This window comes from Nocardia sp. NPDC051321 (assembly GCF_044455225.1).
GTDB lineage: Bacteria > Actinomycetota > Actinomycetes > Mycobacteriales > Mycobacteriaceae > Nocardia.
This window is the reverse complement of record NZ_JBITEM010000020.1, coordinates 80,449-98,189: the sequence shown is the minus strand read 5'-3', so window position 1 is coordinate 98,189 and position 17,741 is coordinate 80,449. Positions and strand designations below refer to the sequence as shown.

The window sequence follows — 17,741 nt, the reverse complement described above, 5'->3', positions numbered from 1 at the left end:
GGATGACCATCCGACGCCCGGCCGACGATTCGGTGACCCGCGTCGTCGAGCTGCTCGGCGACCGGTGGAGCATCCTGGTCATCGCCGAGGCCTTCTTCGGCGTGCGCCGGTTCAGCGATTTCGCCCGCAATATCGGCATCACCAACCGCAACCTGCTCACCAGCCGCCTGCGCATGCTGATCGACGCGGGCATCTTCGCCCGCACCGACGAGGGCGGCGGCCGCGTCGACTACCACCTCACCGCCGCGGGCCGTGAGCTGTATCCGATCATCATCGCCATGTCGGCGTGGGGCGACCGGCACCTGGCCGACCCGGACGGACCGCCGCTCATCCTCGAGCATCGCAGCTGCGGTCACCCGATCACGCCGCTGACGGTGTGTGCGCGCTGCCGCGCCGAAATCGACCCGCGCGACGTCGAGCCACAGCCGGGTCCTGGCTTCCACCCGCCGCAGGCGACCGACGCGGCAGGCTGACGATCAGGACAGCGCGAGTGCCGCGGCGGCGATCGCCTTGGCCGCCCGGTCCACGTCGGCGTGCGTCGTGCGCCAGTTGCTGAACGCGGCGCGCAGAGCGTGCTGACCGTCGTAAACCGTTGGGGTCACGAATGTTTCGCCGGTCTCGGCGATGGCGGCGGCCAGCGCGTCGATGCGCTCGGCGGTGGGCCGGTCGGCCAGCGTGAAGCAGACCACGTTGAGGCGGACCGGAGCGGCGAGCCGGAGCAGCCCGGTCGCGGTGAGCTGCTCGGCCAGGCTGTTGGCGCAGGAGATGTTGCGCTGCACGATGTCTCGATGTCCGTCGCGGCCATACGCGGTGAGCGAGAACCACGCGGCGAGCGCGCGCAGCCGTCGTGAGTTCTCCGGCACCAGGTGCCCGAAATCCGGTGTGCCAGTGGGCGCGGTCAGGTACGCCGCGGAATTCAGGAAGACGCGCAGCTGCAGATCTCGGTGCCGGGTGAACTGGACCGCCGCGTCGTAGGGCACGTTGAGCCACTTGTGCAGATCGACACAGACCGAATCCGCCTCGCCGAGACCGTCGACCAGCGCGGCATGCTCCGGCGCCAGCGCCGCGAACGCGCCGAACGCGCCGTCGACATGTAACCAGAACGGATATCGTTGGCGCAGTGCGGCAATCGCGCGCAGATCGTCGAAGTCGACGGTGTTCACCGTGCCCGCGTTCGCGACAACGATGGCGGGACTGCCGTTCAGCGCCGCGAGGGCCTCGGCCAGCCGAGCTACGTCGACGGCCTCCCGGCCGGGCATGGTCGGCACCAATCGCATGCTGTCGCGGCCGATTCCGAGCATGGACAACGACTTGACGATGCTGGAGTGCGGCGTCCCCGACAGCACCCGCACCGGCCCAAGCGCGCCGACTCCGGACTGTGCCACCGAAATCCCTTGCTGTTCGCCCAGCCACTCCCGCGCGATCGCCAGGCCGACGAAGTTCGACATGGTCGCCCCGCTGACGAAGGCCCCGGTGTGCTGTTCCAGGCCGAACAGCCGCCCGATCCAGCCCACCGTCTGATGCTCCAGCTCGGTCGCCGCGGAATCCTCGCCCGACATCGCGTTCTGATCGAGCACCCCGGTCAGCCAATCGCCCGCGACCGACGCCGGGGTGGCGCCGCCGGTGACGAAGCCGAAGTAGCGCGGGCCGGCGCTGCCGGAGAACTGCGGTTCCCAGCGCTCGCGGAACCGCGCGAGGGCCAGTCGCAAACCGACGCCGTGTTCCGGAAGCTCCTCCGGCCCTACCTCTTTCGGTACCCGCGCGACCGGCCGCGTGTCGATTCCGGTCAACAGGTCGGTCGCCGACTCGTGTACCACGTCAAGCAACACAGGCAGCTCGGCGAGGTCGGTCGCAAGGTTTTCGTCCACCCCTCGACGCTACGAGGCGCACCCCGGCTTGTCGGGGGCCAGTCGGCAGGTGCTGGCCTTGCTACTTCAGCGCGCTGCCTGCCTGCCACTGATCCCACGGCACGCCCCAGTCACCGTTCTGCCAGACATCGAGCGGCGCGCCACCGGTATTGCGGACCTCGACCACGTCGCCGGGCACCGCGAAGTCGTAGAACCACCGCGCGTTCGCCGGGCTGAGATTCAGGCAACCGTGTGAGGTGTTGGTGTTGCCTTGCGCCCACACCGTGGACGCCAGCTCGTGCAGGTAGATGCCGTCGGTGCTGATCCGGGTCGCCCAGTTGATGGATTCCTTGTAGCCGAGCCGGGAGTTGACCGGCAGGCCGAAGGTCGACGAGTCCATGATCACCGGGTTTGCCTTGCTCATCACGGTGTAGACGCCGGGCTGGGTCCAGAAGGTGATTGTCTTGCCGCCGACGTTCTCGCTGCCACCCATGCCCATCGAGGTCGGCATGGAACGGATCATCTTGCCGTCCTCGAAGACCTGGACCTGCTTGGTGTTGTCGTCGGCGATGGAGACGTGTGACGCGCCGATGGTGAACGACGCCTTGGTGTCCTCCTGGCCGTACAGGCCGCCGCCGAGATCGACCGCGTAGATATTGGCCGCGACCGTGACCTTCGTGCCGGACGGGTAGTACTCCTTCGGCCGCCAGTGCACGTGCTGGTTGTCCAGCCAGTACCAGGAGCCCTCCACCGGCGGGGTCGTGGTGACCTGCAGCCGCTTCTCGGCGAGCGCGCGGTCCGGGACGTCCTCGTCGAAGTGGGCGGCGATCACCGCCCCCACGCCGAAGGTGCCGCCGTCGAGTAGCCCGCCGCCGGTGGTCTCGAAGTACACCTTGGTCTGGTTGTTCGGCGTCAGCGTGGCGAACGCCGAGGTCAGCGGGCCGCTACGGCCGGTGATCGTCAGGCCCTCGGCGGTAATCGTGTACGAGTGGCCGTAGCCGACCGGTTCGGTGGGTTTCCACGCCGTCTTGTCCGGCGTGAAGATGCCCTCGATGGGCTTGCCCTTCTCGTTGGTCATGGTGACCGACGTCAGCACGCCGTCGCCCGCGGTCACCTGGACCGGGGTTTTCGGATCGACATCTTTCGCGCCCGACGCCGGGGTGATGGAGATAGCGGGTGGCGCGGGGTCGGCCGATCCCGGCTTCTTCGACTCCGACGCTGAACAACCGGCAACCACCAATGCGGTGACCAGGATGACTATCCCGGCCACGCTGGATCGGAAGCGGCGACTCGACATGATTTCTCCTGTGTTCGCCGTGCGCTTCCCGCTGCGCACCCTCGACTTACTGTCCCGCTCAGCAGTTTACCGGCCCGCGAGGGGGTGCTTTCGCCAGTGTGGGGCCGTCAGTTGTCGGGGCCTAGTCGGAACTGGGTCGCCAGCTGCTGGGCGACGTCGTCGCCGAGGAACGGTTGCAAGAGGAGATAGAGAATCATGGACATCGATAGGGCCCCGATCACGAAACGCGGTACTTCTTTCCCCCGTGGTCGCCGAGCCCCGACCTCGACGGCACAGCCCGACCTGGCACAGAATCAATTCCAGGTTATGGCCGCCGGCGATGCTCGGCAACAGTCGGCCGCATCCCGGGCGCGGCGCCTGACCAGTGGCGAGCGCCACAGCGGATCCGCCGGATACTCATTGACGGTTCATGTTTGCTCATGATTTGCTGACTCATCTTCAAGCGATCGACCAGCATGATTGGGAAGGGCTTGTGATGATCAGCATGACAACCGCTCGGCAGGACCGGAGACGGATCGGCGCCCGGAGCGACGGCGCCGCCGGGCTACCCGACGCGACTGTGGAACGCGCCGCCATCGAACGCTTCTACGAACTGCTCTTCCTGCAGGACCATGAACAGATCCTGGACCTGGTCACCGCCGACGTGCGGTTCCACGCGCCGTGGCAGCTGCCCGGCCTACCGGACACCATAGACGGCCGCGAGGAGCTCGGCGAAAGCATGCTCTGGTGGAGCACCGAGCTGTGGCAGCCCGGCAGCCTATGCCGCATCACGGTGCGCCCGTTCGCCGCACCGCACGCCTGGTTCGCCGATATCGAGGGCGACTTCACCGCGTTGGAGAGCCAACGTCTCTACCACGCAACGTTTCTCAGCGAGATGCGCTTCGAGAACGGTCAGATCGCCGAGGTGCGGCAGCATCACAACACGTTGAACCAGATCATCGCGCTCGGCGCGGACGTGCCAGGCATCAATGTGCCCGGATACGGCGTCGACACACACCGCGATTACACCAGCGCCCGGAACGCGGCCATCGCCTGACTCACCGCGCGACCGGATGGAACGCGGCCTCGAGTGCAACCTCGAAGACCCTACTGAGCGACACAGCTCGATCGCGCGACCAAGAGCAACTCGGGTTGTCGCGAGTCTCCGATCGCGGCTCTGATAGAACTTGCCGTAGTTCGGCCGAACGCGGTCGAGTGTCCGCGGTAGGAGGAGGCGCGTTTTGTCGATGATCACGGTTACCCGCGAGATCGCCGTGCCGCCGGAACAGGTCTGGGCGGTGATCACCGATCTCGACCGCACCGCCGAGGTGATCAGGGGTATTACCCGGCTGGAACGCCTGGATGGCGGTACCGGGTTCGAGGTCGGCACCTCCTGGCGGGAAACCCGGGTGGCGTTCGGCAAGGAAGCCACCGAGACCATGACCGTGACAGCCATCGTGCCCGGCCAGTCATACACCACGGAGGCCGATTCGCACGGCACCCACTACCGCTCGATCTTCACCCTCACGGCGCAGGGTTCCAATACCCTGCTTGCTTTGGGTTTCGAGGGTCGGCCGCACGGCAAAGTCGGCCGCATGGCCGCCTTCATCGGCAAGCTTTTCGAAGGGCCGACCCGTCGCATGCTCCGCCGCGACCTCGACGACATCGCCGCCGCGGCCGAGCGCTGAGCGACTACGCCGCGGGCCGGATATCGAGGAGTTGCTCGAAGAACCCGCCGATATTGTTGGCCCGGTCTACCAGGTGGATCTCCAGAATCCAATGGCAGACCCGGCCTTTGGGATCGAGGCGGCGCATCGGCGGCGTCGAGCCCGCCGCCACGTAGGAGGTGAGCTCGGTGCCGGAGATCTGCTTGTGCGGGAACTCGCCGACCAGATGCCCGGCGATCGCCGCGGTCAGCTCCCACCCTTGCGCGGCCGCCTGCTCGGCAACCCAGGTGTAGAGCTGGTCGCCGGTGATATCGGGATGCGCGTCGAAGTAGGCCCGACCCTGCTCCCAGAACGGCTCCAGCGCGTCCCGCAACGCCAGCTTGGCCGGATCGTCGCCGAGCACGTAGGTGCGGCCGAAGTCGGCCTCCCATTCCGCGAAGATCGGCCCGAAGTCCAGGAAACAGATATCGTCCGCGCCGATGATCCGGTCCGGCGGATTCGCGCTGTACGGCTCGAGCGTATTGATCCCGGACCGCACGATCCGTTTGTGCCAAAACCGCCGTGTGCCGAACAACTCGTCGGCCAGATCGCGCACCGCGTCGCTCACCACCGATTCGCGCGCGCCCGGCGCGATGATCCCGCGAGCGACCACCTCGTCGAACAACGCCACGGCGTTGGCCTCTGCCGCCAATAAGGCGGAAACCCGCTCGGCCTCGGTCACATCCAGCGTCTCCATAGTTCGACCCTAGATCATTGAGACCGCCTGGTACGTAGGCGATTCAGCATGCGCGACATCCCTGCGAACCCGAACGGCCATGAGCACGTTTCTTGCGTCGGGCACGCGTCGGCCGGGAAGAATCGACGGCATGCCACTGTTGACGGACGGCTTGGTCGCCGCCGAAAGGTTCACGCGGTCAGCGCAGCCGGTGCTCGCTACCGGCGACGGACTGGTGCTCCGGCCGTGGACCGCTGAGGACGCGCCTGCGGTTCTCGAGGTCTATACCGATCCCTCGATCCAGCGCTGGCATGTCCGCAGCGCGGACTCGGTCGCCGAGGCGCGCGACTGGATCGAACGGTGGGCGGGCACGTGGCGCGCGGGCGTCGGCGCCCACTGGGCGGTCACCGAGGTCGCCAGCGGACGGCTGGTCGGCCGAGCCGCGTTGAAGGATTTCGAGCTGGACAACGGTCAGGCCGAGGTCGCCTACTGGACCGCGCCCGCCGCGCGCGGGCAGGCCGTCACGCCGCGCGCGGTCGCCACTCTGACGAACTGGGCTTTCGAGGTCGGCTTCCATCGCATCCAGCTGAGCCACTCGGTGGCGAACCAGCCGTCGTGCCGGGTCGCCGCCAAGCTCGGTTACGCCCTGGAAGGGACCATGCGCAGCGCGGGACTGCACGCCGACGGCTGGCACGACATGCATTTGCATGCTCGCGTCGCGGACGGGTATCCGGCGGGCATGAGCGGACCAGAGCAAGACCGGACGACGGCCGAAATACAGCAGCAGGAACCGGACTTCGCGGCGGAGCACGCCAAGCCGACGCACGCCGATGAGCATCCGAAAGGGGCAGATCTCGAGACCGATGAGTCGACCCCCGATGGTCACGGCGGTATGGACATCTAGACGCGGCGGATCCGCGCCACCCACGCCGCCACGTCGATCGCGCCGCCCTCGGGCACGCCGAGATCCGGCTTCTGCTCGAGCACGGACGCGGTGACCCGGCCGCGATAGTGGGTGGTTTGCAGATCCTCCAGTTCCCATCCGTCGACGAATGATTCGCGGATGATCGAGTCGCTGATCTGCGGCCCGAAACCGGGTCCGGCGTCGGACAGCGCGAGAATATTGACCAGCCCGCCCGGCTTGCAGAGCGCGCGCAGGCTGCGCACGTACGCGGCGCGGGCGTCGGGTTCGGTACCGAAGACGTGGAACAGGGCGCTGTCCATGATCGTGTCGTAGGCCGGTGATTCGCTGCTGTCCCCGAGGGCGATGGCGTCGCCGACCTCGAACCGGGCGGTTGGAACCCCTTGTGCGGCAGCATTATCGCGGGCGAACGCGACCGCACTGGCGGACAGGTCGATACCGAGCACGTCATAGCCGAGCTTGGTCAGCAGGATCGTGTGTTCGCCGGCTCCGCAGCCGGGATCGAGCACCCGCCCGCGAATCCAGCCATCGCGCTCCAGCGCGATGATCGCGGGTTGTGGTTCACCGATAACCCACGGTGCGATGTCGTTGTCGTAGGCGGCATTCCAGAAATCGGCGGATCGAGTCATGACCTTCATGGTCCACCCTGAACAGGGGTTGAGGTCAATGATCGGTGCCGAAAATCGGTGGATCCCGACCAGGTCGCTCCGTAATCTCACCGCTCATGGTCTACGAACATCCGCTGGCCTACCTGCTAGGGCTGGAAGGCATCGCGCTGTTGCGCGCGTTCACCGGCGAGCACGACCGCGCCTTCGTGGACGCGCGGCTCGCCGAGGTGCGCGCCCTGCTCGCGGACGAGTCATTGCGCGACGCCGCCGTGCACGCCGAAAGATTCGACACTGTTACGGGGTATCGCGACTGGTCGGCGCGATATGACGACCCGGGCAACCTTGCCTTTCAGATCGACACACCCATCGTGCGTGAGATCGTCGGCGCGCTCCCCGCCGGCGTCGCCTTGGACGCCGCATGCGGCACCGGCAGATACGCACGATGGCTGGCCGAACGCGGCCACAAGGTGATCGGCGTGGACAGCTCACCCGACATGCTCGCGTTGGCTCGCACCCGGGTTCCGGCGGCCGATTTCTTACTCGGCGACCTCCATCGGCTACCGGTAGACGACGCCACCGTGGATCTCGTCGTGTGCGCCCTCGCGCTGAACCACAATTCGTCGCTGGACCCGATGCTGGCCGAGTTCGCCAGGGTGCTGCGTCCCGGCGGCCATCTGGTGATCACCGACACCCACCCCGAAGCCGTTGCGCGCGGATCGATTCCGACCGTCCGAAATCCCGAGGGACAACCCGGCCGCATCCCCGTGTATCGCCACCTGGTCGGCGACTACCTGCGTGCCGCCCTGCCCGTAGGTTTCCAGCTACGGCGCTGCGAAGAACCACTGCTCCCAGCCGCACCCACGCCGCCTCCGGCGAAAGACCCAGGCCCCTGGGACCTTTGGCCATGGTCGCTCGCCCGCATGGTGCCCGAGGCCGCCCAGGCGGCGGCCGCCGGTGCCCCCGCCATGCTCATCTGGCACTTCCAACTGGACTATCAGTCGCGGCCCGGCGAGCTCGATGGCCGGCCGAAAACGCAGGCCTGAACCAGGATCGAGGTCGCCGGGCGACGCGGGTCAGGCGACGGCGACCAGGCGGGCGGCGTTCGCGGCCTCGTCGTCGGCGGCCCGGTTGGCGGCCAGTTCGGCTTCGACGCGGTCGCGGTAGCGGCTGAGCTCGCGCTCGGCCGTGTCCGCATCCCAGCCGAGCCTGGCGCCGATCAGGAAGGCCACCTCGGGTGCGGCGATCAGGCCGCGGTCCGACGCCTCGATGGAGATGCGGGTGCGGCGGGTGAGCACGTCGTCGAGATGCAGTGCGCCCTCGTGGGTTACCGCGTAGACGATCTCGGCGGCGAGGTACTCCTCGGCGCCCGCGAGCGGCTCGCCCAGCGCCGGATCCTCGGCGATCAGCTCGAACAGGTCGTGCACGGCGGAACCGTAGCGGCCGAGCAGGTGTTCGACGGTGGCCGTTGACAGCCCGGCGCGCCGCGCGACGCTGTCGAGGTCGGCGGCCAGCTCCTGGTAGCCGACCGCGCCGAGCAGCGGCAGCTTCTCGGTCACCGACGGCGCGACGGCGCGGCCGAGGCCCGCCACCGCGGCGTCCACCACGTCGGTGGCCATCACCCGGTAGGTGGTGTACTTGCCGCCCGCGATCACGAACAGACCCGGAACGGGTTCTGCCACAGCGTGTTCGCGCGAGAGCTTCGCGGTGTCGTTGGACGCGCCGGACACCAGCGGCCGCAGCCCGGCATAGGTGCCGACGATGTCGTCGCGGGTCAGTGGCTCGCGCAGCACCGCGTTGACGTGATCGAGGATGTACTGCACATCGGCGTTGCTCGCGGCCGGATGATCCTTGTCCAGCGACCAGTCCGTGTCCGTGGTGCCGATGATCCAGTGCTGGTGCCAAGGGATCACGAACAGCACGCTCTTCTCGGTCCGCATGATCAGGCCGGTGTCCAGGTCAAGGCGCTCGCGCGGCACCAGGATGTGCACGCCCTTGGAAGTGCGCACGTGGAACGGGAATTCGACGCCCGTCATGCGGTTCATCTCGTCGGTCCATACGCCGGTAGCGCTGATCACCCGGCGGGCGCGCACCGTGTACTCGCAGCCGGTCTCCAGATCGGTGACGTGCGCGCCGACGACTCGCTCGCCGTCGCGCAGCAGCCCGGTGACCTTGGTGCGGGTGAGCACGGTCGCGCCGTGCTGCGCCGCGGTGCGGGCGATCGTCATGGTGTGCCGGGCGTCATCGACCTGCGCGTCGAAGTAGCGGATGGCACCGGTCATCGAGTCCTCGCGCAGCGCGGGCGCCAATTCCAGTGCGCGCGTGCGGGACAGATGCCGGTGCATGGGCAGTGCCCGTGCGCCGCCGATCGTGTCGTACAGGGCGACGCCCGCACCGATGTACGCGCGCTCCCACACTCGGTGTTGCAGCGGCAGCAGGAACGACACCGGGCGCACCAGGTGCGGCGCCAGCTTGTTCAACAGCAGTCCGCGTTCCTTCAAAGCCTCACGCACCAGCCAGAAGTCGAGCTGCTCGAGGTAGCGCAGGCCGCCGTGGATGAGCTTGCTCGAGCGGCTGGACGTGCCTGCCGCGAAGTCCCTGGCCTCCACCAGGGTCACGCTCAGCCCGCGCGAGGCGGCATCCAGCGCGGCGCCGGCACCGACCACGCCGCCGCCGATCACCAGCACATCGATCTCGTCGTCGCCTAGTGCATCGACCGCGTCCGCGCGGTAGCTGGGGTCTAATCGTGCTGACATGAATCTCTCCTTGTTCCAGTGATATTCGCGTCGGCGACTCAGTCGTCTACGTCTATCCAGTCGAGGGTGCGCGACACGGCCTTCTGCCAGCGGGCGTAGCCGCGTTCGCGTTGCTCCTCGGACCAGGTGGGGGTCCAGCGCTTGTCTTCGTGCCAGTTCTGCACGAGTTCGTCGGTGCTGCTCCAGAATCCGACCGCCAGTCCGGCCGCGTAGGCGGCACCGAGCGCGGTGGTCTCGGCAACCACCGGCCGCGACACCGGCACCCCGAGGAAGTCGGCCTGGATCTGCATGCACAGCTCGTTGGCGGTGACGCCGCCGTCCACCCGCAGCACGTCGAGCGGCACGCCGGAGTCGGCCTGCATGGCCTCGACGACGTCGCGGGTCTGGTAGCAAATGGATTCCAGCGTCGCCCGCGCCAGATGGGCGTTGGTGCTGAACCGGGACAGCCCGACGATCGCGCCGCGCGCGTCCGAACGCCAGTACGGCGCGAACAGCCCGGAGAACGCGGGCACGAAGTACACGCCGCCGTTGTCCTCGACCTGCCTGGCCAGCGATTCGCTTTGCGACGCACCGGAAATGATGCCCAGCTGATCACGCAGCCACTGCACCGCCGAGCCGGTTACCGCGATCGATCCTTCCAGCGCGTACACCGGCTTGGCGTCGCCGAGCTGGTAGGCGACCGTGGTGAGCAGCCCGTGCTGCGAACGCACGATGTCCTCACCCGTGTTGAGCAGCAAGAAGTTTCCGGTGCCGTAGGTGTTCTTCGCCTCGCCGGGCTGGAAGCACACCTGGCCGACCGTCGCCGCCTGCTGATCGCCGAGCACACCCGACAGCGGCACCTCGCCGCCGAAAGGCCCATCGGCCCTGGTCTTTCCGAACAGCTCCGGATTCGACGACGGCGCGATGGCAGGCAGCATGGCACGCGGAATGCCGAAGATGGACAACAATTCGTCGTCCCAGTCCAGGGTCTCCAGGTCCATCAGCATGGTGCGGCTAGCGTTGGTCGGGTCGGTGACGTGCACACCACCGTCCACACCGCCGGTCAGGTTCCACAGCAGCCAGCTGTCGGTGGTGCCGAAGATCGCCTCGCCTCGTTCGGCCGCTTCCGCGACACCGGCGACGTTGTCCAGGATCCAGCGCAGCTTACCGCCGGAAAAGTAAGTGGCAGGGGGCAATCCGGCCTTGTGCCGAATCGTGTCGCCGTGTCCGGCGCGTTCCAGCTCGGCCGCGATGCGGTCGGTGCGAGTGTCCTGCCAGACGATGGCGTTGCAGTAGGGGCGCCCGGTCTTGCGGTTCCACACCACGGTGGTTTCGCGCTGATTGGTGACGCCGACCGCGGCCAGGTCGCTCGCCTGGAGATCGGCCTTGGTGAGCGTGCTCTGGATGACCGCGCGGGTGCGCTCCCAGATCTCGGTCGGATCGTGCTCCACCCAGCCCGCCTGCGGCAGGATCTGCTGGTGCTCGAGCTGGTGGCGAGCGACCTCGTTGCCGCTGTGATCGAACACCATGAAGCGTGTGCTCGTGGTGCCCTGGTCGATGGCGCCGACGTACTGGCTCATGACTGCACCTCGCTGACGCTCGGCTCCGTCATGCCCATGGGCGCTGTATTTTCGGTTCGCTCGCTACGCTCGCTCACGCGTGGTCCTTTCGAAAGAAAACGATTGATAGAGAAGAGATTCAGAAAAGGACCTGTGCCGCCAGCCCGGCGAGAACGCCGCCGAGCAGCGGGCCGACGATCGGCACCCAGGCATAACTCCAGTCGGAGTTCTTACGACCCGGCAGATCGGTGGGCCCCGGGTCGGCGAGCGGCGCGGCCGAGCCGCCACCGACGGCCGCCGGCTCAGCTACTCGAACCGCCGCACCCTTGTGTACCGGCAGCAGCGCGTGCGCCAGCCGGGGACCGAGATCGCGGGCGGGGTTGATGGCGTAGCCGGTCGGCCCGCCGAGCGAGGCACCGATACCGACGACAAGCAACGCCGCAGCGAGCGGGCCGAGACCGGTCGCGGTGTGGCCCATGGCCAGCAGCACGATGACGAGGGCGAAGGTGGCGACCACCTCGGTGGCGAAATTCCACGGCAGGCTGCGGATCGCCGGGCCGGTGGCGAACACGCCGAGCTTCTTCTCCGCGTCGGTCTCCTCGTCGAAGTGCCGCTTGTAGACGATGTAGGCGAGATTCGCGCCGACGAACGCGCCGACCAGCTGGCCGAGGATATAAGCGAGGGTGGTGGCGACGGTGACCTCGACGCCGGGGGCGTACTCGTTCGCGCCACTGAACAGGACGCCGATCGTGTACGCGGGATTAATGTGGCCGCCCGTCTTGTACGCGATGTATACACCGGCGAGCACGCCGAGACCCCACCCGAAGTTGATCAACAGCCAGCCGCCGTCGAATCCCTTGGATTTGGTCAGCAATACATTTGCGACTACGCCGACACCGAGTAAGACCAGCATCCCTGTGCCGAGTGCTTCACTCAGGAAGATCGAGCCGAAGTTCATCGTTGAGTCTCCGTTCGCCCGCGGTCGCCGACGCGACCCTGCGAAGTCCGACGTTACGACGGCGGCCCGAACCCGGACATAGCGTGCGTTCGACAATGCTGAACGGTAGGTCTGGCCGCCCCCGGCTGCTGCCGCTACTGTCGGGCCGCCGAGGAAGCGGGCATGACGCACGTCACACTGGACCCCGGGGGTGTTGCTCTTTGTTCACCGCATGTTCGACATTGTCGAATCCGGCGGCTAGTTTCGGGACATGCCCGGTCCGATCCAGTCGATCGAGCGAGCGGCGGCCATTCTGCGGCTGCTGGCCCGCGGCGCAGGCCGACTCGGCGTCGGCGAAATCGCGGGCGCGCTCGGTCTCGCCAAACCGACCGCGCACGGCATCCTGCGCACCCTGCAGGGCGTCGGCTTCGTCGAGCAGGACCCGGCGACCGGCAAATATCAACTCGGTGCGGCGCTTGTGCACCTCGGCACCAGCTACCTCGATGCCAACGAGCTGCGCTCCCGCGCCATCAACTGGGCCGACGCATTGGCCGCGCGCACAGGCGAATCCGTCCGCATCGGCGCCCCGGTCGACGGCAGCGTCGTGGTGGTCCATCACGTATTCCGCCCCGACAAATCCGAACAGGCACTCGAGCTCGGCGAGCTGCTGCCGCCGCACGCGACCGCGCTCGGCAAGGTGCTGCTCGCCTACGACGCCGACCTCATGGCCACCCTGCGCGGCGCGACGCTGCCCTCGCTCACCAGGCGCACCATCGTCGACCGCACGGTGCTCACCCGCGCCCTCGCCGCGGTCCGGCAGGTGGGCTGGGCAGGCGATACCGAGGAGTATCGGCCCGGTGAGGCCGGCATCGCGGCGCCGATCCGCGCGCACGGCGGACTCGTGGTCGGCGCCATCGGCATCAGCGGGCCGGTGGACCGGCTCTGCGACCCGCAATTACGACATCGACCCGCCCTGGTCGGGCACGTGCGCGACGCCGCCCATGCGGTCTCGCGAGATCTGGGCGCCGGACACTGACCCACTGACTCATGGCAGGAGAGGACGCGGATGACCCAACGGTTCGTGCTGGCGATCGATCAGGGCACCACCTCGACCAGGTGCATTCTGTTCGATCAGCGCGCTCGCCTGGTCGGCGTCGCGCAACGCGAGCACAAGCAGCACTATCCGCGGCCCGGCTGGCTCGAGCAGGACGCGATGGAGATCTGGCGCAATGTCGACCGGATCGTGCCGCAGGCGCTGCGCGATTCCGGCATCACCGTCGATCAGGTTGCCGCCCTCGGCATCGCGAACCAGCGGGAGACCACCGTGGTGTGGGATCGGCGCACCGGCGCCCCCATCCGGCGGGCCATCGTCTGGCAGGACACCCGCACCGAGGACCTGGTCCGCGAGTACGAGGAAAGGCCTGGCGCGCACCGCATTCGGGAGCTGAGCGGGCTGCCGCTGGCCACTTACTTCGCCGCGCCGCGGCTGCGCTGGCTGCTCGATAACATTGCGGGACTGCGTGATCGGGCCGAGCGCGGCGAGGTGCTGTTCGGCACCATGGAAACCTGGCTGATCTGGAATCTGACCGGCGGTGTCGACGGCGGCCTGCACCTCACCGACGTCACCAATGCCAGCCGCACGCTGCTGATGAACATCGCCACCCTCGCCTGGGACGCGGAACTGCTGAGCTTCTTCGGCATCCCCGCGGCGATGCTGCCGCAGATCCAGCCCTCCACGGCGTCCTACGGCACCACCCGTCGCGTGGTGCCCGGCATCCCGATCGCCGCCGCCCTCGGCGACCAGCATGCCGCGCTGTTCGGCCAAACCTGTTTCGCGCGTGGGGAAACCAAGTGCACCTACGGCACCGGCGGGTTCCTCATGATGAACACCGGTCGCGAGTTGGTGCAGTCTTCGCACGGCCTGCTCACCACCATCGGCTACCAGATCGGCGACGAGAAGCCGGTGTACGCGCTGGAGGGACCGATCGCGGTGACCGGCTCGCTGGTGCAGTGGGTGCGCGACAACATCGGCCTGGTCGCCAGCGCGCCCGAGATCGAAACCCTCGCTCGCACAGTGCAAGACAACGGCGGCTGCTACATCGTGCCCGCGTTCTCCGGGCTGTACGCACCGCATTGGCGCAGTGACGCCCGCGGCCTCATCGCCGGGCTGACGTCCTATATCACCAAGGGTCACATCGCTCGTGCGGTGCTGGAGGCCACCGCGTGGCAGACCCGCGAGGTGGTCGACGCCATGAACGCGGACTCCGGTTTACAAGCCAGGGCACTGCGGGTGGACGGCGGCATGACCTCCGACAACCTGCTCATGCAGATCGTTTCCGACGTGCTCGACGTCCCCGTGATGCGGCCGTTCAATGCCGAAACCGTTTCGCTCGGTGCGGCTTACGCCGCCGGGCTCGCCGTCGGCTACTGGCCGGACCTGGAGGGTCTGCGCAACAACTGGCGCCTCGCCGCGCAATGGGTGCCGCAGATGGACCCGGTGCTTCGCGCCGACGAGTACGAGAACTGGCAGCGCGCGGTGCAATTGACGTTCGGCTGGTTGCGCTCGAAACGCCGACGGGACGAGGCCGAGGCGCGCTGACAGCTATCCAGTGACGGCGACCGGCCGACGCAGCGAGCCTGCGATATTCGAACGCAGGCGCTGCGCGGACCGGCGCAACCGGCCACCCTTCAGGCCGGCTTCCAGTTCCAGCCGCAACCGGCCGTTGTGCAGTGCGGTACGCAAACCCGTTGTCGCGTCGGAGAATTCGGCGACGGCGAGGGCGGCACCGGTCTGGAACTTGCGCTCCGAGGCGGTCTCCGGCGCGTCGTCGGAGGTGGCGATCAGGAAGCGATCGGGCACCGCCAACTTGTGGATGGTCCGCATCGTGAGCAGGTACTGACGCAACAGCGACGCGCTGGTGTACGGCAGGTCGTACTTGTCACACAGTGCCCGAACCCGTTGCGCGATCTCGGCGTAGCGGTTGCTCGGCAGATCGGGGAACAGGTGATGTTCGATTTGGTAGCACAGGTTTCCGCTGGCGAACGCGAGAGTGGGCCCGGCGTCGAAATTCGCGGTGCCGAGCATCTGCCGCAGATACCACTCGGCTTTCGTCTCGTCCTCCAGCGCGGCGGGGGTGAACTTCTCCGCGCCGTCGGGGAAGTGGCCGCAGAAGATGACCACATACGTCCAGGCGTTGCGCACGACATTGGCGGTGACGTTCGCCGCAAGGGCCCGGCGCCAGCGTTTGCCGCTCAGCGCGGGGAACAGCACGTAGTCCTTGAGCGCCTGGCGCGCGATCTTCTTCAGGAAAGCCTTTGTCACCGCGTTCTTTTCGGCCTTCGTCTCGAACCGGTCCCGGTCCGCGTAGAGGCCGTGCAGGCCGATGCCCAACTCGAAAGTGGTGGCCAAGATCAGGTTCTGCAGCGGCTGCAGCAGATGGCTCGGGCGCCACTGCTGGTCCCTGGTCACCCGCATCACGCCGAAGCCGATGTCGTCGTCCATATCGATGACATTGGTGTAGACGTGATGGCGGAAGTTGTGCGAGTACTTCCACTGCGACGACAAGCCGACCATGTCCCACTCCCAGCTGGTGGAGTGGATCTCCGGGTCGTTCATCCAATCCCACTGGCCGTGCGAGACGTTGTGCCCGATCTCCATGTTCTCGATGCACTTGGCCGCGGCCAGCGCGGCCGTGCCGAGCAGCCAGGTCGCCCTGTTCCGGTGCACCGCGATCAGCAACCGGGCCGTGATGTCGAGGGCGCGCTGGAATCGAATGGTGCGGCGGATGTAGGCGGCGTCGCGGCCGCCGAGCGATTCGCTGACGTCACGATGAATCGCGTCGAGTTCGGCGCCGAGGGCCTCGATGTCTTCCTTGCTCAGGTGCGTATACACGGCAATATCGGTGATAGCCATTGGTCCTCTTCTGAGGGATCGGCTGCGCTCGACGGGATCGGCTGCGCTCGATCTTTCCTCGACGCTACCAGCGCCTCGGACACTGCCACGGCAACAGCAGGAGGACGTCAGGACAACGGCACATGACCGCGCCGGATACCCGGGCCGGGACACGAGAACATCCTATTGGAGCGGGATCATGCGCGGTTCTGTCGGCGGACGGGGTTGAATAGGGGGGATTGGCTATTCGCGGCCGATCGGAGGAGGCTCGACGGATGAGTCAGGAAAGCGGGCAAGGGTCCGGGCTGTTCAGCCACGACACCATTCCCATTCAGGTGTATACGCCTGCCGAAAGCAGTGACGTACATCATCAGCCGGTTTTCAGTAGGGCCGAAGACGGCTCCGCGTCTGCTGTCGGGGAGGTCACTCCGCCGCACGCCTGACGCCGGACATGACGCGAGCCCCCGCATCTCTTCGAGAGATGCGGGGGCTCGCGTCGTCTCCGGGGACGTGACGATGAGTCAAGTGAATGACCCTTAGCGTAATGCAGGTCACTGACCAGCATATTTGTTCAATTCCTTGCGGATGACGACGTCATCGTGTGCAATAAGTGAATATTCACTAGTCGCCGTTGATGGGAACGACATGAGCAGACGCGCCGTCGTCGCCGGTGTGGGGATGATTCCGTTCACCACGCCGAGCCGCAGCGAGACCTACGACGTCATGGGCACGAGGGCGGCGCGGGCCGCGCTGCTCGATGCCGGCGTCGAGTACGCCCAGATCCGCCAGGCCTACGCCGGATACGTCTACGGCGACTCGACCTGCGGGCAGGCGGTGATCTACGGCCTCGGGCAGACCGGCATTCCGGTGATCAACGTCAACAACAACTGCTCGACCGGATCGTCGGCCTTGTTCCTCGCGCGCCAGGCGGTGGCATCCGGTGCCGCCGAGGCGGTGCTGGCCGTCGGGTTCGAGCAGATGCAGCGCGGGGCGCTGGCCAGGGGCTACGCCGACCGGCCGAGCCCGTTCGCGCGGTTCGACGAGGTGATGGACGAGATCCAGGAGCGTGACGAATCGCCGTTCGCGGCACAGATGTTCGGCGGTGCCGGGCGGCAGTACGCGCAGAGGTACGGCACCTCGGCCGAGACCTTCGCGAAGATTTCGGTGAAGTCGCGCAGGCACGCCGCCAACAATCCGTACGCGGTGTTCAAGGATCCGCTGACGGTGGCCGAAGCGGGGTGGCACCCGAGGACATCCGCGTGGTCGAGCTGCACGACTGCTTCACCGCCAACGAACTGCTCACCTACGAGGCGCTCGGGCTCACCCCGGAGGGCACGGCGGAAAAGTTCGTCAACGACGGCGACAACACCTACGGCGGCCGGGTGGTGACGAATCCGTCCGGCGGGCTGCTGTCCAAGGGGCATCCGCTCGGCGCGACCGGGCTCGCCCAGTGCGCCGAGTTGGTGTGGCAGCTGCGCGGCCAGGCCGGGGGCCGTCAGGTGGCCGACGACCTGACAGTGGCGCTGCAGCACAACATCGGGCTCGGCGGCGCCGCCGTGGTGACCCTGTACGAGAAGGTGAGCTGA

General features: G+C 67.4%; 16 protein-coding genes and 1 pseudogene. 9 read left to right on the top strand and 8 right to left on the bottom strand.

Translation table 11 applies throughout. From position 1 onward, the window contains the following. The first annotated feature begins 2 nt into the window (after nt 1-2). Entirely contained in the window at nt 3-473 is a 471-nt protein-coding gene (locus ACIA8C_RS38000) for a winged helix-turn-helix transcriptional regulator (RefSeq protein WP_397143409.1), read from the top strand. A gap of 3 nt (nt 474-476) precedes the next feature. Here the strand turns inward: ACIA8C_RS38000 and ACIA8C_RS37995 are convergent, their stop codons facing one another. Both ACIA8C_RS37995 and ACIA8C_RS37990 read right to left on the bottom strand, forming a co-directional pair. Further along, on the bottom strand, nt 477-1,868 hold the full coding sequence (locus tag ACIA8C_RS37995; RefSeq protein WP_397143407.1) for a pyridoxal phosphate-dependent decarboxylase family protein: 1,392 nt from the start codon (nt 1,866-1,868) through the stop codon (nt 477-479). Nucleotides 1,869-1,929: 61 nt separating this feature from the next. Beyond that, on the bottom strand, nt 1,930-3,144 hold the full coding sequence (locus tag ACIA8C_RS37990; RefSeq protein WP_397143405.1) for an Ig-like domain-containing protein: 1,215 nt from the start codon (nt 3,142-3,144) through the stop codon (nt 1,930-1,932). Between the two features lie 484 nt (nt 3,145-3,628). Between ACIA8C_RS37990 and ACIA8C_RS37985 the strand changes: the two genes are divergently transcribed. Together ACIA8C_RS37985 and ACIA8C_RS37980 are read left to right on the top strand one after the other, a co-directional pair. Further along, entirely contained in the window at nt 3,629-4,180 is a 552-nt protein-coding gene (locus ACIA8C_RS37985) for a nuclear transport factor 2 family protein (RefSeq protein WP_397143403.1), read from the top strand. A 190-nt stretch (nt 4,181-4,370) separates the two neighbouring features. Beyond that, nucleotides 4,371-4,811 (top strand): SRPBCC family protein, encoded by a 441-nt coding sequence (locus ACIA8C_RS37980; RefSeq protein WP_397143401.1) that lies wholly within the window; start codon nt 4,371-4,373, stop codon nt 4,809-4,811. A gap of 4 nt (nt 4,812-4,815) precedes the next feature. Here ACIA8C_RS37980 and ACIA8C_RS37975 read toward each other — a convergent pair whose 3' ends face one another. Then, entirely contained in the window at nt 4,816-5,517 is a 702-nt protein-coding gene (locus ACIA8C_RS37975) for a M24 family metallopeptidase (RefSeq protein ID WP_397143517.1), read from the bottom strand. A 139-nt stretch (nt 5,518-5,656) separates the two neighbouring features. Between ACIA8C_RS37975 and ACIA8C_RS37970 the strand changes: the two genes are divergently transcribed. Continuing rightward, on the top strand, nt 5,657-6,409 hold the full coding sequence (locus ACIA8C_RS37970) for a GNAT family N-acetyltransferase (RefSeq protein ID WP_397143398.1): 753 nt from the start codon (nt 5,657-5,659) through the stop codon (nt 6,407-6,409). Here ACIA8C_RS37970 and ACIA8C_RS37965 read toward each other — a convergent pair. Further along, nucleotides 6,406-7,056 carry a class I SAM-dependent methyltransferase gene (locus tag ACIA8C_RS37965; RefSeq protein ID WP_397143396.1) on the bottom strand — a complete coding sequence of 217 codons (651 nt, stop codon included), beginning with the start codon at nt 7,054-7,056 and terminating at the stop codon, nt 6,406-6,408. The two genes, ACIA8C_RS37970 and ACIA8C_RS37965, sit on opposite strands and share 4 nt — an antisense overlap. Before the next feature lie 95 nt (nt 7,057-7,151). Here ACIA8C_RS37965 and ACIA8C_RS37960 point away from each other — a divergent pair, with 95 nt between their 5' ends. Further along, nucleotides 7,152-8,078 carry a methyltransferase domain-containing protein gene (locus ACIA8C_RS37960; protein ID WP_397143394.1) on the top strand — a complete coding sequence of 309 codons (927 nt, stop codon included), beginning with the start codon at nt 7,152-7,154 and terminating at the stop codon, nt 8,076-8,078. Between the two features lie 30 nt (nt 8,079-8,108). Here the strand turns inward: ACIA8C_RS37960 and glpD are convergent, their stop codons facing one another. The 3 genes from glpD to ACIA8C_RS37945 form a co-directional block, all read right to left on the bottom strand. Continuing rightward, entirely contained in the window at nt 8,109-9,788 is a 1,680-nt protein-coding gene (gene glpD, locus ACIA8C_RS37955; RefSeq protein WP_397143392.1) for a glycerol-3-phosphate dehydrogenase, read from the bottom strand. Nucleotides 9,789-9,826: 38 nt separating this feature from the next. Beyond that, nucleotides 9,827-11,347 (bottom strand): glycerol kinase GlpK, encoded by a 1,521-nt coding sequence (gene glpK, locus ACIA8C_RS37950; RefSeq protein WP_397143390.1) that lies wholly within the window; start codon nt 11,345-11,347, stop codon nt 9,827-9,829. Nucleotides 11,348-11,465: 118 nt separating this feature from the next. Next, the gene (locus ACIA8C_RS37945; protein ID WP_397143387.1) at nt 11,466-12,284 is read right to left on the bottom strand and encodes an MIP/aquaporin family protein; all 819 of its coding nucleotides are present in this window, start codon (nt 12,282-12,284) and stop codon (nt 11,466-11,468) included. Between the two features lie 250 nt (nt 12,285-12,534). Between ACIA8C_RS37945 and ACIA8C_RS37940 the strand changes: the two genes are divergently transcribed. Together ACIA8C_RS37940 and glpK (ACIA8C_RS37935) are read left to right on the top strand one after the other, a co-directional pair. Further along, nucleotides 12,535-13,299 carry an IclR family transcriptional regulator gene (locus ACIA8C_RS37940; RefSeq protein WP_397143385.1) on the top strand — a complete coding sequence of 255 codons (765 nt, stop codon included), beginning with the start codon at nt 12,535-12,537 and terminating at the stop codon, nt 13,297-13,299. 30 nt (nt 13,300-13,329) lie between these two features. Further along, nucleotides 13,330-14,862, top strand: coding sequence for a glycerol kinase GlpK (glpK, locus tag ACIA8C_RS37935; RefSeq protein ID WP_397143383.1), 1,533 nt, complete (start codon nt 13,330-13,332; stop codon nt 14,860-14,862). A 3-nt stretch (nt 14,863-14,865) separates the two neighbouring features. On the opposite strand, the gene ACIA8C_RS37930 is transcribed toward glpK (ACIA8C_RS37935), so the two are convergent. Beyond that, complete coding sequence (locus ACIA8C_RS37930) at nt 14,866-16,176, bottom strand: fatty acid desaturase family protein (protein WP_397143381.1); 1,311 nt, start codon at nt 16,174-16,176, stop codon at nt 14,866-14,868. A 254-nt stretch (nt 16,177-16,430) separates the two neighbouring features. Here ACIA8C_RS37930 and ACIA8C_RS37925 point away from each other — a divergent pair, with 254 nt between their 5' ends. Both ACIA8C_RS37925 and ACIA8C_RS37920 read left to right on the top strand, forming a co-directional pair. Next, complete coding sequence (locus ACIA8C_RS37925; protein WP_396998102.1) at nt 16,431-16,598, top strand: hypothetical protein; 168 nt, start codon at nt 16,431-16,433, stop codon at nt 16,596-16,598. A 202-nt stretch (nt 16,599-16,800) separates the two neighbouring features. After that, a pseudogene (locus ACIA8C_RS37920) lies at nt 16,801-17,741 on the top strand (thiolase C-terminal domain-containing protein).

Coding starts and splice junctions, on each gene's coding strand:
- ACIA8C_RS37985 (WP_397143403.1), top strand. CDS start 3,629: ATGACAACCGCTCGGCAGGACCGGAGACGGATCGGCGCCCGGAGCGAC.
- glpD (WP_397143392.1), bottom strand. CDS start 9,788: ATGTCAGCACGATTAGACCCCAGCTACCGCGCGGACGCGGTCGATGCA.
- ACIA8C_RS37980 (WP_397143401.1), top strand. CDS start 4,371: ATGATCACGGTTACCCGCGAGATCGCCGTGCCGCCGGAACAGGTCTGG.
- glpK (WP_397143390.1), bottom strand. CDS start 11,347: ATGAGCCAGTACGTCGGCGCCATCGACCAGGGCACCACGAGCACACGC.
- ACIA8C_RS37925 (WP_396998102.1), top strand. CDS start 16,431: ATGAGTCAGGAAAGCGGGCAAGGGTCCGGGCTGTTCAGCCACGACACC.
- ACIA8C_RS38000 (WP_397143409.1), top strand. CDS start 3: ATGACCATCCGACGCCCGGCCGACGATTCGGTGACCCGCGTCGTCGAG.
- ACIA8C_RS37970 (WP_397143398.1), top strand. CDS start 5,657: ATGCCACTGTTGACGGACGGCTTGGTCGCCGCCGAAAGGTTCACGCGG.
- ACIA8C_RS37945 (WP_397143387.1), bottom strand. CDS start 12,284: ATGAACTTCGGCTCGATCTTCCTGAGTGAAGCACTCGGCACAGGGATG.
- ACIA8C_RS37930 (WP_397143381.1), bottom strand. CDS start 16,176: ATGGCTATCACCGATATTGCCGTGTATACGCACCTGAGCAAGGAAGAC.
- ACIA8C_RS37960 (WP_397143394.1), top strand. CDS start 7,152: ATGGTCTACGAACATCCGCTGGCCTACCTGCTAGGGCTGGAAGGCATC.
- ACIA8C_RS37965 (WP_397143396.1), bottom strand. CDS start 7,056: ATGACTCGATCCGCCGATTTCTGGAATGCCGCCTACGACAACGACATC.
- ACIA8C_RS37940 (WP_397143385.1), top strand. CDS start 12,535: ATGCCCGGTCCGATCCAGTCGATCGAGCGAGCGGCGGCCATTCTGCGG.
- ACIA8C_RS37990 (WP_397143405.1), bottom strand. CDS start 3,144: ATGTCGAGTCGCCGCTTCCGATCCAGCGTGGCCGGGATAGTCATCCTG.
- glpK (WP_397143383.1), top strand. CDS start 13,330: ATGACCCAACGGTTCGTGCTGGCGATCGATCAGGGCACCACCTCGACC.